Consider the following 15765-nt stretch of genomic DNA (forward strand, 5'->3'; position numbering starts at 1 on the left):
AGGTGACAACTCGCATCCATGGCAAAGGCGAATACTATATACCGGATGTTTCGGTGAATCAATTCGGCAACGGCGCGAGGCCAATATTGATCTTTTTGCTGATTTAATAGACAATGCCCCATTCCTATCTGTACAGGCATCCGTCATGTGGAAAGAAATCCTCGCAAACCTCTCTCAATCCAAAAAGAATATCCCGCTGGCGCTGCTTATGCTGCTGGCAGGTTTTCTGGTGGGCGGCTTTGCGGGGCTGCTGCTTGGACCGGTATTTTCTCTGAACGTTATCTGGCGCCGCTGGCAGCGGGCAACCTCTATTCCTGGTAAACTGTTCTACTCGCTCGGCTTTCTAGCGGCCCCCCTCAGTGGCCTGCTGACAGGGCCTCTGACGGCAATTCCTTATCTCGCACTGACGTTCTCCATCGCAGTCCTGATTAATCCCGGTCACTCTCTTCGTGGGATGTTCAGCGAAGTAATTGAAGCCTTTCGCTCCTGGCGAAAAATCGCCTACTCATCCAGTCAGGATCTCTTCTTTACCCGCACGTTTTTTGCTCTCGGACAATTATTTCGCCATGGCCGCTTTCATGAGCAGGCAGGCTCTCGTGACACCTATCGGTTTCACAAGGATGCACGCATGGAGGAATCTGACAGCGAGCCAGATGCCATTGCCGCGTCTTCCTCCGTGTCAACAGAGACTTCGCACAGAGACTCTGACAGCGAGGCCCAGTCTGAAGAAACATGGGTCGACATTATTGGTGAGTCCTTACCAGCCGTCTCCGTTTCTGCCCCATCAACCCCTCGTCCTAAACCACGCATCCTGGCCAAAGACATTGCCAACGTTGAGCTGCGGCACACGGGTGTCTATTTTAACAGCCTGAGCGCCATACGTGTGGGTCCTAAAACTCACGGATTTATCGCCTCCGGCAATCCTGGAAAAATGCGTGCCTCGGATATGGCAAAAGTTTATGCGGTCGGTCGCTCCGTCATGCATGCCCGCTTTGAGGTTACTGAGCACATCTGTCGGCAGGCAAGACGTTTCTCACGCTTTCCAGAAGCCTTTCAGGAAGCGGTCTTGTCTCTCAGGGGACGGCATTATGATTATGTCGAGCTTTTTTTACGCGATGTTTACACCCGCTATTTTAATGCCACTGACGACACCGTTCTGCTTACACGAGTCGCGCTCTTACAAACCTGCCTCAATGAAGCGAATCTGAATGCCGCAGCGAGCGCCATGCTTGAAGACATTACCAGTACCACCACTCTCAGCAGAGCCATTTCGGCACTGCGTGAAGAGCAGAGCGATTCACTGTCAGAAACACTTCATGCGCTTTGCGATGAACTGCTGGTACACGGCACGACATTGCAGGCCTTTACTCGCAACCTTGTGCGGCATGCCTGTGACCGGCCAATTGACGACACTCTGACGCTTGCCGCAATGGTGAACCTGCCGCAGGAAATCGACAGGCTGCATCAAGCGCTTAACCGCGTAAACGAAGCGATTAACCACATAAGTGAAAGGCTCGACAGTGTTGATTATGAACATCTCGAGGCGTACCGTGCACACCTTGAAGAAGAGCGTGCAAGCCTTGAGGCGCAGATGGCGCATCTTCAAGCGCTCTACGCCCCGCTGCAGACGAACCCCGTATGCGCTCAATTTTTAAAAGACCTGCACGATTATCTTCTGCGTGACCTGCAGACTGAAAACCGATGGGGACGAACACTCTCTTCCTGGAACAGCGCCCCCATGACACAAATGCCGCTTGAAGCGGGCTGCCAGGATAATCGCCGTGATGCGCGCGCGTTTGAGGACAACTGGCTCGGTATCAGTTCACGCCGGTACGCGCATGTCAGCGAAGAAGCGCTTCGCCAGAGTTACCAGCAGACGCGTCTGCACATGTTGTATCTTGAGATGCGGGAAGGTTTTGGAAAATCAGTAACACCTGAAGAAAAAATCCGACACCGTACGGCGTCAAACCGGGAAGCCTTTCACCTTACGGAATACCGCTACACCCCCTCAAACGCCAGTGCCGTTTCTGCAAACTGCAATAAATCCAACGCCACCCTTTTGCAGGCCGCAGCGCTGCTGGATGCCAGAAAACAGGGGCGTGTCGCTAAACGCGTGGTGGGCAGTTCGAGCTTTTCCGTAGGCAGTAATCAGCGTTACAGCCTGTGGAATCCCCTTCGCAAAAACTACCAGTCGGGCGAAAATCACCCGTGGTTTGATACTCTGCTGCAAAATCTCGTGTCAGTGAAAACAACAGCCATCCCTGCACATCTGCAGGCTGATTTGCAGCACATCAGCCTCGTTGAACTGGCCTTCCACAAAGAACGTCTGGAAGCACTTGCCGTTCAAGAGGGACTGCAGGCGCACCTTAATGACCCTGACTACCTGATATATCACATCTTTCAGGTGCCAGCGTCAGACGTTCGCCGGGCGCGTGATGCCATCGAGGGCATGAGCATTCAGCATCAGGCATAAAGAATCCGGTAACATATAGCATATTTTAGACTTTAAGGTTAAAATACGTGCACATTTATCGATGATTTATACGGTATGCCCAAACGTAAACCCTCACACCAAAAGCGTCAGTCATGCACTCCTGCGCCGCGAAAAACCGATTCATCTACCGGTCTGGCAGCAACATCCTCGGCATCAGCAGCGCCACAATCCCCTCATATCGTCTTTTACGATAACCTGGTGGGCGATGCAAAACTTGTCAGGGAATACAGCGAACTGCTCTTGAAAATTGTAAACGGTGAAGAACTGAAAGGCATGCGCTATCGCCTGAAGCAGATGTCGGGACACCGCATTTATACCTTAAGCCTCAAAGGTAAAGACAGAGCCTCCCGCCTGCTGTTTGGGGAGTTGCGCCCGGACAATAAACAGAGGATTCTCGTTCTTTTTCGGCTCATTGAAAAGCATCGCTACGACCGCAGCCCGCTGCGGGATAAACGTCTGGTCAAAGAGTTTTTCATCAATCATGACTCCGACATAAAACACGCCACCGCTCTATCCGGCACCAGCTCCGCCGCTGTATCCGCTCCCAAAACCATGTGGGAAGACATTGATGCGCTCCCGAAGAACGATGCGCTGTCCTGGATGCCCAATACCTCCGGCGTTACCTTGAAGTATTTCAACGGTGAACTGTTCTGGCTGGGCGAAATTGACCGGCAGGCTATTGGTTTTGCCGAGCTGCCAATGACCCTTACAGGCCCATCAGGATCCGGAAAATCCAGCAATGCGCTCTTTATTATGGAACGCGCACTTACCTCGCGCTCCCCGCTTGACCCCGATGCTCCGCGTTTCAGAGAGATAGTTTATCTCACCAAAAATCCACGGCTTGCCGCGCGGCACCGGGAAATGTTTGAAAACGCCACTGTTGATGTTGATAACCCGGACACGCGCGTGTATTTTGAAACCCCCGATGACTGGGTGAGGCGCATGCAGCCTTTAATCGGCGAAAAACCACGAATGGGGGATACGGCATTTTTTGAGTGGTATAAACGCTTTGTGCAAACACTCAATCGACAACAAAAGACCCGACATCATAAAGATGATAAAAAAGCGCCGCATAATGCTCTCACGCCGCAAACCGTACGTGATGAAATATGCATAGCCGCCGGGTATGAAAGAGAGCAATACTGTAATCCCGGAAGACACTGGACTGCTCTGGAGAAGAACGTTGTCGGCGATTCCAAAGAATCACTGCCTCACGTTTATATATGGCGTGTGCTTGAAGCCTGGCGAGAACATCTTGAAACAGCTGGCGCACATGACCCCGCCGTCTGTCCCCATGAATGCCGTACAACTGATTCGACCCTGCTCATCGTTGATGAAGCTCCCGATCTTTCCTGGCTGCAGCTTAAAGAACTGCTGCTGGCAACCCCTGACATGTCGGTGGTGTTTTGCGCAGGCCCTCTGCAAAACCTTGACGGCGATATCTCCTGTATCCCTTATCTCTTAAAGCTCCCGGAGATACTGACAAAGGGCGCAAGACGGATGCATCACATCAATCTGCCCCATACGCACCGCTTACCTCCAAATCTCCTGCCACTGGCAAACCTTTCTATCGCCATTGCCCATCACTTCGGCGGCGCCAGTTTCAGCGGTGAATTTGCAAGCGTGCGCGCTGCTCCCTGTCAAACTACTCGCATCGGTGATTCCTGGTGGCTTGATAATCCCTCTCCAGACACCTGGCAGCGGCTGGTTGAAACCTCTAAAAGTGCTCAGTGCATTGTCGTTACCCAAAAGGAATGGCTCGCTGATGCGCGAGAGCGTTTTAAAGACGCCCTTGTTCTGCTGCCTGAAGAAGCAAAAGGCCTGCAGGCGGACGCCGTAATCCTCTATCGCTTTCTTGAAACAAAACTGACCGCGGCAATGAGTCGCGCACTTCCGGAAGTTTTTCAGGCTCCCTCCGAGAACGCACGCGAAACGGTAAACCGTGCGCACATCGCTGCACGCGACACACGCTTTAACCGCCTGAACAACAGCCTGTTTACCGCCATTACGCGCGCGCGCCAGAATCTCGTGTTTGTCAATCTGAATGCCAATGCCCCGCGCCTGTCTGAACGGCTTAAAGCTGAATGTACGCGATTAACACTGGATGAGCGTGACCTCTGTGACACAACCCCGGCAACAGATGCGGACTGGATTGTGCGCATTCTTGAACTGGCAGACGGTGGCCACCTCTCACGCGCTGAAACCCTTTACACGCAGCGCTTTCGCGAAGCACGCCAGAACTTTAATGAGTTTCTGGCCACACACCGCCCCCTCCCGCCAGAACCTCTGCCGCTGGAGCCCGTATGCAGCAGTAGCAGCAGTGAGGTCGTACATACATCCAGCCTGCGCGAGCACGGCATTGAGAAACTGTTGCTGGATTTCAAAAAACGGCGACACGTTATAGCAAATGCCCTCAGCCGCTTGAGTATGGATAAAAACCCTGCACCCTTAAGGCAGTGGTTAACTGGCCGAGACAACCTGCTGCCATGGCTAAATATTAATCAGCTTTTCAACCAAATTCCCATACGCCAAAAACCGCCTGTATCGCTGTCTTTGTTTGGAGCCTTGTGCACCAGTCTTTCAGAAGATGCGCACGGGCTGCTCAATAAGCTGTTCTCCTGTAACCCGGGAGTAGTGGCGGCACTTGCAGCACAATTGCAGGAGCGCGTCACGAACCCCGACAGTCCGTTCCAGCCCGCGCGAGCGGATTTAATGGACTTATGTCAGCTGGGTTTTACCACTAATGGACACGCGGCTCTTAAACTGCTGACAGAGGCGACAGGAATCGATGCCCCTGCGTTGATGGGTGCGGCACGTTCACACTGGCCATCCGGTTTCGCTGATATTCTGAAGGAATTGCGCCTGCTGCAGCATCACGAATGGAAGACGGTGCTCTCGCAGCATCAAAAAGCAGGGCAAAGCCATTATGAGCATTTGCAGCGCATTGCCAGAAGCATGCGAGAAGCAGACAGGATACCACTGGATATCTGGCTTCAAGTTATTGAAAGAGACCACACAGACTTACGCGAGCGCTCCCTCCACTTTTTAGAGCACATGCAACACCTTGGTCATGCCCGCCTGCAGATGGATGAACGGGAAACGGCCGCCATGCAAAGCGCCTGCAGCCTCATTAAAAAGCTGCCCAATGACTGTGACCGGGGCAGCATGGCAAATGCACTCGCCACCCTGATTGCGAGCTCCACCATGCCGGTAAACGGCTGGACGGCTGCTACCCTGGCATGTCTGCGCGATGTGTTAGGCGATGAACTTCGCTTTATCAAGCAACTGTACCTCACTCCAGGTCCACAATGGAAAAGTGTCCTTGCCGATTGCAGAAACACGGCTCTGGACAAAGACATTCACCTGATTTTAAGGAAGCGTGGAAATGCCCTCAGGCTTATTGGTGACATCAACTCTCACAAAGAGCTGGCTTTGCTGACCGCCCGTGAAATGCTCCTTTGGCTCTTCACAAGGTACGCCGAACTTTACCCGGAAGAGGACCCTCTCCTGACTGAACTGAGAGGCTTACTCAACGCAAGCTCCGAGTCTCTTACGTATCAGGAGGCCATTGAGCTGTTTTACATTTTCCTCGAAGATAACAGACTTGCGTTGTTCAGCAACCTCAGGACTCTGATTTTTGAAGCATCTGAGTTTTGCAGAGCCTGTGAAAACAGCAGCCCGATGTTGTCGCGCATCAGCCGCGATGAGAGTCTGCGCCAAAAACTGCGCCTGTTTGCGCCTGCAGCCTCCTCCAGCAGCCGTTCACCCGTGGAAACATCCAGTCTCATGCGAATGCAGCAGCAGATTGTGCAGAAGATGTTTACCTGCCAACCCGAGAGCGGCGTCGCGAGCTTGCTTAATTCCCTCCATGCTACAGACAGCCTGACACAAGTGCAGCGTCTGATGGAAAAAATTCCTGCTTTTGTACAGTTTTTAAGCTTCCAGCAACTCTGCCAGCAATTAAATAACGCACAATACACCCGCACATCCTTTCTCTACTGGCTTTGCGAAGAGCACAATGCCGAGCGCCACAAGCTTTTCAAAACCCTGCTTGACAGTAATGCGATTCTTTTCAGGGCACTGCAGGATGAAATTCAGAAAGCCTGTGTATTCAAAATATACGAGGCTCAACATACTGATTTCATGTGGATGACACGGCTTGCAACTACGGAGACTGGCAAGGAAATCATGAACCAGTTTGCATCAAGACTGAATATTTCCATCGAAAAGCTGATACTTTTACTCTGGAATTGCCAGGATGAGGAGAGTCTGCATCTCATTCAGCAATGCCATAGAAGTCCGTCATCGAGGTGGCTGATGTTCATCGGCCAGCCTCACGAAGCGGAGTCGATTTCCGCACGCAAATCCATGCTGCTCGCGTTCATGTATGAAAGCAACAAGATCGGGAAACGCATATGGGAGACTGCGGCTGAGTTTCGACGCTCTGATGGAACGGAAGAGGACTTGTTCGACAGGATGCTGGCCTGCCTGATTAAACTTCACGACCTTCCGGGCGGCGTATCGGTTGTGGATATGGCGAAAATACCGAAATGGAAAGTACAACTCTATAAGGCAAGCTGTCGCACCGAGGCCGATTTACGGCAGACGGTACTGGAATGGCTTAACGAACCCCTCGACTGTATGTCACCGCTTGCCGGGTTGTTAAGGTTCGTACGGGATACCCTGACAGAAGCAAACGATTTGGCAATGGACATCATCGCGAGTTCTTCGAGCGCTCTTAGTCCCCCTGGCTGAAGCGACTCCATGTCAGCAGAAGCAGCGAGCAGACGCACAGGGTGGTGACAGACCCGAGCAACGTTCCCGAAAGAAGGGCATCGCTTATCATGGTGCCCAATGTACCGCCAATCCCTGAAAAGGTGGCAATTAGTGCCATATTTGCTCCCTGCAATATGTCGTTTTGTAGAAAACACACGCTTCCTGCGTGTGTTGATTCGGCGCGGTTCAACCGCACCGAAAACGTTTAAGCCTATGCGTGCTCAGCCTGAGCGCGTTTTCTGGTGGCTTTTCCGCGTTGTTTCCATTCTTTGTCTTTAGCAAACACAAAGCTTGCTGCTTCTTCGATAAAGAAACCGATATCATCGATGTTTGCCCACGCGCAATAGGCATTGATTTTTTCCAGCATTTCACTGCTGATTTCCGCTTTGATTTTTTCTTTCTTCTGGAAACGGGTTCCATTAATAATTGGCATTTTTTTCCTCTCGATACGTTAATCGTTAAAGCGCAAACATCGTAGCAAAGAAATTTTGGCTTTGCAAAGTGCTTACGAATTCGCGCGTTTTTCAATCAGCAAAATTGCGTGTTCAATGCGCGGGATAACGCGTTTTTTACCGATTAATGCAAGGGTAACATCAATAGCAGGCGACATGCCGCTGCCGGTGACTGCAACACGCAATGGCTGTGCAATTTTGCCCATATTTATGTCAAATTCGGCACTGATATCGTTAATGCATTCCTGCAGATGTTCAGGCTCCCATTTATCGAGCGTACGCAGGCGCTCAAGTACCGCCGCCAGCGGCGCAAGCACCACCGGGCGCAAATGTTTTTTGACCGCATTATCGTCATATTCGAGCGCATCGGTGTAAAAATACAGGCTTTTTTCACACATTTCTTCAAGCGTTTTACACCGCTCGGCCTGCAGGCTCACAACGTTCTCGAGCGCAGGCCCCTGCTGCACATCCACGCCCCGTTTTTCAAAATGCCACAGCAGTGCGCGCGCTGTGCTTTCGGCGCTGTCGGTGCGCTGATAATGCTGATTCAGCCAATAGAGCTTTTCATGGTTAAACCCGGAAACACCGCGGCTGACGTTCGTGAGATCAAACGCCTCAATCATTTCAGGCAGGCTGAAAATTTCGCGGTCGCCCGATGACCATCCAAGCCGAACGAGATAATTCAGCAGGGCGTGCGGCAATACGCCCGCCTCACGAAAATCAAGCACGCTCACCGCCCCATGGCGTTTAGACAAACGCTTGCCATCTTCGCCAAGAATCATCGGCAAATGCGCGAACTCTGGTACCGGGGCATTAAGAGCGCGAAACAGATTAATCTGACGCGGTGTGTTATTAATGTGATCATCGCCACGAATAACATGCGTTATCTGCATGTCAAAATCATCAATTACAACCGCAAAATTGTAGGTTGGATGGCCATCGGTACGAACGATAATCAGGTCATCCAGTTCACGATTATCCACGTGAATATCGCCATACACATGGTCGGCAAACGACACGATTCCTTCCAGCGGATTTTTAAAGCGCACAACATGCGGACCGACATCCGCTCCAAGCTGCCTGTCGCGGCAATGGCCGTCATAGCGCGGCTTTTCGCGTGCCTCCATCTGTGCGGCACGGAGGGTTTCGAGGCGCTCTTTCGAGCAGGTACAGCGATAGGCAATGCCGGTATCCAGCCAGTTTTGCACAACCTCACGGTAGCGGTCATAGCGCGCGGTCTGAAAAACTGGACCCTCATCCCAGTCAAGGCCAAGCCAGCGCATGCCCTCGAGAATCGCGTCCACGGACTCACGGGTAGACCGCTCTGCGTCCGTGTCTTCAATGCGCAGCACAAACTCACCCTGATGATGGCGCGCGAACAACCAGGAAAACAGCGCAGTGCGAACACCGCCAACGTGCAAAAATCCGGTAGGACTCGGGGCAAAACGCGTTCTCACGCCCATGGGAAACTCCGTTGTGTACAAAAAAGAAAACAGGATATACTAGCTGATTTTGCCCATGGCGAAAAGCCAGTTCAGGATGTGTCTGTGAAAAGCATGGGAATCAAATACCAGCTGCGTGTTACCACCCTCATTCCAGTACTGCTGGTTGCCCTTCTTTTTGCGGTATTTTATAACGGCCAGTACGGGCACGATCTTAAACAGCACATGTCACGCCTTGGGGAGGCTTACATTCGTCAGCTTCTGCCAGCCGCCCAGTTTGCCATGCTGCAAAAAGACGCCCGCACGCTTCAGGGACTTATCAACGCATCTTCCATCAACCCTGAAATCAAAACCATCGCATTTTATAACCGTGAGGGCGAACTGCTCGCCTATCGCGGCGGCAAGCATTCGCTGGTCAAACCCTTCTCACCGCCCCCTTTTACCGGCGACTATATCGAAAGCCGTCATATCGACACCAACACCATCCACTTTGTGGCTCCCGTGACGCTGCCACAATATAACCTCTACGCCCCACGGCCTGCCGTATCGCACAGAGTTCCCCTCGCCTGGCAGCCTGATGACGTGCTTGGCTGGCTCTCTATCGATATCGACACCCAGTCAACCCTCATCAAGCGCTATCAGATGTATATGGTGACCACGTTCATCACGCTGCTTGGCCTGCTCATTGGACTCAGCGTGCATTTTTTCTTCGCACGCCGCATTTATCTGCCAATTACCCGCCTGCGACGCAGCATGAGCCAGATTCTGCGCAACGAGTTTGAAACCCCGGTGCGCACGACCAGTCACGGGGACCTTGGTACCATCGAGCGCGGCTGTGCGTATCTGCAGCGACAATATCTGGATGCCGTTGAAGATTTAAACCAGCACATCGAAACCGCCACCGCCGACCTGCAGCAAAGCCTTGAGCTTTTGGAAGAAAAAAACGTTGAACTGCTGCTCGAAAAGAAAAAAGCGGAGGAAAAAAGCCGCCAGAAATCGGAATTCATTGCCAATATGAGCCATGAAATCCGTACCCCCATGAACGGCGTTATCGGCTTTACCAATGTGCTGCTCGAGGGCAAACTCGACCCCCTGCAGATGGATTATGTTAAAACCATTAAATCTTCGGCGCATGATTTACTGACCATCATCAACGACATCCTTGATTATTCCAAAATGGATGCGGGCAAACTGCACCTTGACTGCATTCCCCTCGATATCCGCGCCTGTATCGATGAGGTCCTGACGCTTTCTGCTCCCAACGCGCACCGCAAGGGACTTGACCTTATCCCGATTACCGATGTTTCGGTGCCGCACATGGTGCTTGGCGACCCGCTGCGCATCAAGCAGATTATCCGAAACCTCGTTGGCAACGCGGTCAAATTTACCGACAGAGGCTTCGTGCTGGTGCGTACCCATATTCAGGCGGAAACCCAGAGAGATTACACCCTCTGCCTCTCAGTGACTGACACCGGCATTGGCATTGCACCAGAAGATCAGACCCGGCTCTTCAATGCGTTTAACCAGGCCGACACCACTATTATCCGCCGTTTTGGCGGTACCGGTCTTGGACTTGTTATCTGCAAAAAACTGACGGAAGAGATGCAGGGTAAAATCAGTCTCGAGAGTACGCCACACAAAGGCTCTACCTTTTCAGTCACCCTGCGGCTGGAAAAACTCACGGCCTATGAAGTCGAAAAAAATCAAAGCCGCCGATTCGCGCACCTTTCCGCACTCTGTTTTGATGAAAATCCACTGCATCTTGAAGCACTTTGCAATGGCCTTGGATACTGGGGCGTCCAGTGTACTCCGACCGGTAACCTCAAAGAACTGGAAGAGATGATGCGCTCGAGTCAAAGCTTTGATATCGCATTTGTGCACGTCAACCAGGGCTGCGAGCGCCAGATAGCTCCCATTCTTAAAATTCGCAACCTCCCGGCTGTCGCCGTTGCCAAACAATTCATACCTGATCATGATACTCTGGGTGCGGCCGCTTTCCTGTTTAAGCCCATCAGCATTCAAAAACTCATGGATACCCTGGAGATGCTGCAGAATACGGCAACCCCGTCTCTCGAGCCCGAGCAGGCGCGTCTGCGTACACGTTTACAATCAGTTTGTCCCGATGTGCTGCTTGCAGAAGACAATGCCGTTAACCGGCTCTTGATGAATTCACTGCTGGCCGGACACGCACGGGTGGTCGCGGTATCGGATGGGGAAGAAGCCGTGGCACTGTGCGATACCAAGCGTTTCCATGCGATTCTTCTTGATTTACAGATGCCGCGCATGGGGGGACTCGAGGCCGCTTCGCGCATCCGTCATGCCTCGCTGTTAAACCGCGATACTCCCATCGCGGTTATCAGCGCGAACAGTACTGACCTGCATGCCGAACAACTGCAAAAAGCCGGGGTGAGCCTGTGCCTGCAAAAGCCTGTGGATGAGAAAGAGCTGTTTGAGTACCTGCTTGATGCCCTGCACCAGGCGCAAAATGCCGTCATTGACTGGCCGGTCTGTCTGCAAAAAGCATCTAATAATGAGGCACTTGCCCGCGAATTTATGGCGCGCTTTGTAGAGGATTTGGTAAAAGAGCGTCCTGAATTCGTCCGTTTTTTTGCCACCAATCAAGTCAAAGCGCTGGAAAATGCCGCGCACAGGCTCCATGGAGCCTGCTGCTTTTGCGGGGTGCCAAAGCTGATGGAGCAGGTGGTGCTCCTTGAAACCAGCGCACGCGGCGCCAGTGACTGCGCATCGCTTGAGGATATTTTCCGTGCATTCCTCGAAAGCCTTGATGCAGTAGCTGCTGCGTGGGCAAACGGCGATTTTGCTGCCAGCGCAGCCTCATCCCTGCCGTCAAAAGCCATAGAATCGTCTCACCCATGAAGGAGAAAACATGACCTTGCGCAATGCTATTTATGCTCAATCCGGTGGCGTTACCGCTGTGATTAATGCCTCAGCCTGCGGAGTTTTGCAGACCGCGCGCCTGCATCCCGATAAAATCGGCAAGGTGTATGCCGCAGAGAATGGCATTCTCGGTGCACTGAACAACAAGCTCATCGACACGTCGCTTGAGAGCGATGCCGATATCGCGAAGCTGATGCACACGCCAGGTGGCGCATTTGGTTCCTGCCGTTACAAACTTAAGAATGATGGCGAAGAATTCGAACGCCTTATCGAGGTGTTTCGTGCACACGATATCGGTTATTTTTTCTACAACGGTGGCGGCGATTCCCAGGATACCGCATGGAAAGTGTCCCAGATTGGCTCCCGCATGGGGTATCCCATCACCTGTGTCGGTATTCCCAAAACCGTAGATAACGACCTGCCCTTCACGGACTGCTGTCCAGGCTTTGGTTCTGTCGCCAAATATGTCGCGGTTTCAACACGTGAGGCGGGGTTTGACGTTGCCTCCATGGCGGCCACCTCGACAAAAGTTTTCATTCTTGAAGTCATGGGACGGCACGCCGGCTGGATTGCCGCAGCAGCAGGCCTTGCCGGCTCGAGTGCCGCCGAGCCGCCGCACCTGATTCTATTTCCAGAAGTCGCTTTTGACGCGTCACGCTTTCTGGAAAAGGTCGATGCCTGCGTACGCGACCATGGCTATTGTGTCGTAGTAGCCTCTGAAGGCATTCGTAACGAGGACGGTAAATTTTTGAGTGATGCCGGCCTTCGTGACGCGTTTGGCCACGCGCAGCTTGGAGGTGTAGCACCGGTACTGGCAAGCCTTGTGAAAGAAAAGCTTGGGTATAAATACCACTGGGCAGTGGCAGACTATCTGCAGCGCGCCGCACGCCATGTGGCATCGAGTGTGGACGTGGAACAGGCGTATGCACTTGGGCGCGCCGCGGTAGAGCTCGCGCTTGCCGGACAGCATGCCGTCATGCCCATTATTCGCCGTGAAAGCGACAGCCCCTACCGCTGGTCAATCGATTCTGTCAGTCTCGAAAAAGTCGCCAACCAGGAAAAAACCCTGCCGGCAGACTATATACGGGATGACGGTTTTGGCATTACCGAGGCCTGCAGGCGCTATCTGCAACCGCTGATTCAGGGAGAAGCCGCACTGCCATGGCGTGACGGTTTACCCGATTATGTGCGCTTGAAAAACATTCGCGTTGAGAGCGCCTGAGTCACCGGCTCAGGATGCATTTAAGTCGCTGACTCGACACATCTGTGGCACATAGCGGTTTTCTTCAGGCGACTTGACCGAGCAGCGCCAGGTCAGGGCGCCTGAGCCTCTGGGAGACTCCACAGGCGTCAGCAGCAGCTCCACGTCCATGGCTACCGGCTGCATGCGAATGGTAATAATCCCGGTTTTTGGGGCAACCGTAATGGTTTTGACATTTTCGGTTGCTCCAGAAAACGTATACCCGATGTTCTCGGCGGTAATGGCTTCAAGACCGCCCGCGGTTTGCGCGGCTTCCACCACAGACGTTTTTGCGGCTGTGGCAAGATTGAGCCCCTCCATCACCCGCGCACGCACAGTGTAATCGCGATAGGCGGGTACAGCGATGGCTGCCAGGATACCGATGATGGCAAGCACTATCATCAGTTCTATGAGTGTGAATCCTTTTTGTTTCATGTTTTTTTTCCGTTTGCGAACCTGCTGTCTCAAGGATAGGCGAAAAACATCCATTGTGCGAGTGGAAAGTGCGAATCGTGCGCGGTATACTCTCCGAAACCACGAAAGAGCCTTCGCATGTCCCGTAAAGACCGCTTATTGTCCACCCTCTCAGAGGCCATCCTCTGCGAGCATCTCAGCATTGATGACGAATCTTCCGGCCATCAGGTACCGGCAGGTGCTGAAACCCACTTTAAGGTGGTTATGGTGTCCGAGGCGTTCACAGGGCTGTCGCGTGTCGCACGCCATCGCCTGATTAACGGATTGTGCGATGCTGAACGGGCTTCAGGTCTGCATGCACTGTCACTGCATCTATACACCCCTGATGAGTGGAAATGTCGCTCACAGCAGGCTCCTGATTCACCCGCCTGTAGCAGGGCACGGCACAAGTCCGGGGATTGACTTCACAAAGTGAGGCATGCAAAATCGACCGTTTAGCAGAATTCGGCGCAAGGCCGCGCATCGGCAGCAGGTGAACATGAAAGAAGGCACGGCCCGACAAATTTCCGTTTTTGCCCTTGTGCTCCTTATCACAGGCGCCATTGACAGCATCCGCAACCTGCCCACAACCGCACTCTTCGGCTCTACCCTTCTCTTTTTTTTCACGTTTTCTGCCATTGTCTTCCTGATACCCGTGGCACTCGTTTCTGCGGAACTCTCATCCACCTTTGCCGATGAAGAAGGCGGGGTTTACAGCTGGGTCAGACGGGCGTTCGGCGAAAATGCCGCGTTCTTTACCATCTGGCTGCAGTGGATTAACACGATGGTCTGGTACCCCACCATCCTGTCTTTTATTGCCGGCACACTCGCCTGGCTGATTAACCCGGCACTCGCCCAAAATAAGCTCTATCTCGTGAGTGTGATTCTCATTGTGTTCTGGTCACTGACCCTCGTGGGGCTCTCCGGCCTGCGTGCGTCAGCCGCATTTGCCAGTTTTTGTGCCATCATCGGCATGATTCTGCCCATGGGCTTTATTATCCTGCTGGCCATTATCTGGGTGATTCAGGGGCAACCTCTGGCGATTGATTTACATCCACAAAACCTTCTGCCACGCTGGGGCGACATGCAGTCCTGGGTGTCACTGACCGCCATCATGACGTCTTTTCTCGGTATGGAGCTAGCAGCGGTACACGTACGCGATGTGCGTGACCCGCAGCGTAATTTCCCGCGTGCCATGCTCTATTCGGTGCTGCTCATTCTCACCACCATGATTCTTGGCTCGCTCGCCATTGCGGTCGTACTGCCGCATGATAAGATTAACCTCGTTGAAGGCGTGATGCAGGCTTTTGGAAACTTCTTTGCTGTCTGGCACCTCGAGTGGCTGCTGCCCCTTATTCCCATACTGTTGCTGATTGGAAGCCTTGGCAGCATGGTGAACTGGATTATTTCCCCGGCCAAGGGTCTGCTGCTGGCTGCTGATAATGGCTTTTTGCCACATTGGCTTTACCGTCGAAACCGCCACGGCATCGCCTCGCGCATCCTGCTGCTGCAGGCCATCCTTGTGACGCTGCTCTGCTCAGGATTTCTGCTCTTTCCAGGTATCAATGCCATTTATTGGCTGTTTACGGATTTGAGTACCGAACTTTATATCATGATGTATGTTATGTTGTTTCTGGCGGCCTTGCGCATTAAAAAACGTTTTCCAGACATCAGGCGCCCTTTTGCAATTCCAGGCGGAAAGCCCGGATTTTACACGGCCTGCCTGCTTGGGCTCGCAGGATGTACGATTACCCTTATTGTCGGCTTTATTCCGCCGGAAAGCAGTGTCGGTGCTGAAGGCACTTCACACTACCCCCTGGTCTTTGGCTGTGGTATTGCACTGATGCTCGCACCGGCGCTGCTGCTTTACTGGCGAAAACGCATCTGCCTGAGCGCCAAATAAAAGCTTGTCAGCGCAATTAACGATCATTAGACTGTCAGGCAAGAGCCAGGGTTTTCTTAAGGTTTGTTCGTTATACTGAAAACCTGCAGTTTGCCATACGGTGGCGA

The 15765-nt window shown here is 52.7% G+C and carries 10 protein-coding genes; 6 read left to right on the plus strand and 4 right to left on the minus strand.

Annotated elements, in window-relative coordinates:
• Positions 1 to 145: 145 nt before the first annotated feature.
• Positions 146 to 2473: a hypothetical protein gene (locus tag E4T54_RS04530; protein WP_028385922.1), complete on the plus strand. Its 2328-nt coding sequence runs from the start codon at positions 146 to 148 to the stop codon at positions 2471 to 2473.
• A 75-nt stretch (positions 2474 to 2548) separates the two neighbouring features.
• A complete protein-coding gene (locus tag E4T54_RS04535; RefSeq protein WP_028385923.1) occupies positions 2549 to 7249 on the plus strand; it encodes a hypothetical protein in 4701 nt (1566 codons plus the stop codon).
• Here E4T54_RS04535 and E4T54_RS11995 read toward each other — a convergent pair.
• The 3 genes from E4T54_RS11995 to gltX form a co-directional block, all read right to left on the minus strand.
• Positions 7233 to 7388 carry a hypothetical protein gene (locus E4T54_RS11995; protein ID WP_155832455.1) on the minus strand — a complete coding sequence of 52 codons (156 nt, stop codon included), beginning with the start codon at positions 7386 to 7388 and terminating at the stop codon, positions 7233 to 7235. The two genes, E4T54_RS04535 and E4T54_RS11995, sit on opposite strands and share 17 nt — an antisense overlap.
• Before the next feature lie 93 nt (positions 7389 to 7481).
• Positions 7482 to 7703 (minus strand): hypothetical protein, encoded by a 222-nt coding sequence (locus E4T54_RS04540; protein ID WP_028385924.1) that lies wholly within the window; start codon positions 7701 to 7703, stop codon positions 7482 to 7484.
• A gap of 72 nt (positions 7704 to 7775) precedes the next feature.
• Entirely contained in the window at positions 7776 to 9185 is a 1410-nt protein-coding gene (gene gltX, locus E4T54_RS04545; RefSeq protein WP_028385925.1) for a glutamate--tRNA ligase, read from the minus strand.
• A 93-nt stretch (positions 9186 to 9278) separates the two neighbouring features.
• Here gltX and letS point away from each other — a divergent pair, with 93 nt between their 5' ends.
• Positions 9279 to 12041, plus strand: a complete 2763-nt coding sequence (gene letS, locus E4T54_RS04550; protein WP_172607336.1) for a two-component system sensor histidine kinase LetS — start codon at positions 9279 to 9281, stop codon at positions 12039 to 12041.
• A gap of 10 nt (positions 12042 to 12051) precedes the next feature.
• Positions 12052 to 13284 (plus strand): 6-phosphofructokinase, encoded by a 1233-nt coding sequence (locus tag E4T54_RS04555; protein WP_028385926.1) that lies wholly within the window; start codon positions 12052 to 12054, stop codon positions 13282 to 13284.
• A gap of 9 nt (positions 13285 to 13293) precedes the next feature.
• Here the strand turns inward: E4T54_RS04555 and E4T54_RS04560 are convergent, their stop codons facing one another.
• A complete protein-coding gene (locus E4T54_RS04560; protein ID WP_028385927.1) occupies positions 13294 to 13737 on the minus strand; it encodes a pilin in 444 nt (147 codons plus the stop codon).
• Positions 13738 to 13854: 117 nt separating this feature from the next.
• Here E4T54_RS04560 and E4T54_RS04565 point away from each other — a divergent pair, with 117 nt between their 5' ends.
• The gene (locus E4T54_RS04565) at positions 13855 to 14178 is read left to right on the plus strand and encodes a BolA family protein (RefSeq protein WP_028385928.1); all 324 of its coding nucleotides are present in this window, start codon (positions 13855 to 13857) and stop codon (positions 14176 to 14178) included.
• Between the two features lie 76 nt (positions 14179 to 14254).
• Positions 14255 to 15658, plus strand: a complete 1404-nt coding sequence (locus tag E4T54_RS04570) for an APC family permease (protein WP_028385929.1) — start codon at positions 14255 to 14257, stop codon at positions 15656 to 15658.
• The last annotated feature ends 107 nt before the right edge of the window (positions 15659 to 15765 follow it).

This window comes from Legionella geestiana, assembly GCF_004571195.1.
GTDB lineage: Bacteria > Pseudomonadota > Gammaproteobacteria > Legionellales > Legionellaceae > Legionella_B > Legionella_B geestiana.

Coding starts and splice junctions, on each gene's coding strand:
- E4T54_RS04530 (WP_028385922.1), top strand. CDS start 146: ATGTGGAAAGAAATCCTCGCAAACCTCTCTCAATCCAAAAAGAATATC.
- E4T54_RS04535 (WP_028385923.1), top strand. CDS start 2,549: ATGCCCAAACGTAAACCCTCACACCAAAAGCGTCAGTCATGCACTCCT.
- E4T54_RS11995 (WP_155832455.1), bottom strand. CDS start 7,388: ATGGCACTAATTGCCACCTTTTCAGGGATTGGCGGTACATTGGGCACC.
- E4T54_RS04540 (WP_028385924.1), bottom strand. CDS start 7,703: ATGCCAATTATTAATGGAACCCGTTTCCAGAAGAAAGAAAAAATCAAA.
- gltX (WP_028385925.1), bottom strand. CDS start 9,185: ATGGGCGTGAGAACGCGTTTTGCCCCGAGTCCTACCGGATTTTTGCAC.
- letS (WP_172607336.1), top strand. CDS start 9,279: ATGGGAATCAAATACCAGCTGCGTGTTACCACCCTCATTCCAGTACTG.
- E4T54_RS04555 (WP_028385926.1), top strand. CDS start 12,052: ATGACCTTGCGCAATGCTATTTATGCTCAATCCGGTGGCGTTACCGCT.
- E4T54_RS04560 (WP_028385927.1), bottom strand. CDS start 13,737: ATGAAACAAAAAGGATTCACACTCATAGAACTGATGATAGTGCTTGCC.
- E4T54_RS04565 (WP_028385928.1), top strand. CDS start 13,855: ATGTCCCGTAAAGACCGCTTATTGTCCACCCTCTCAGAGGCCATCCTC.
- E4T54_RS04570 (WP_028385929.1), top strand. CDS start 14,255: ATGAAAGAAGGCACGGCCCGACAAATTTCCGTTTTTGCCCTTGTGCTC.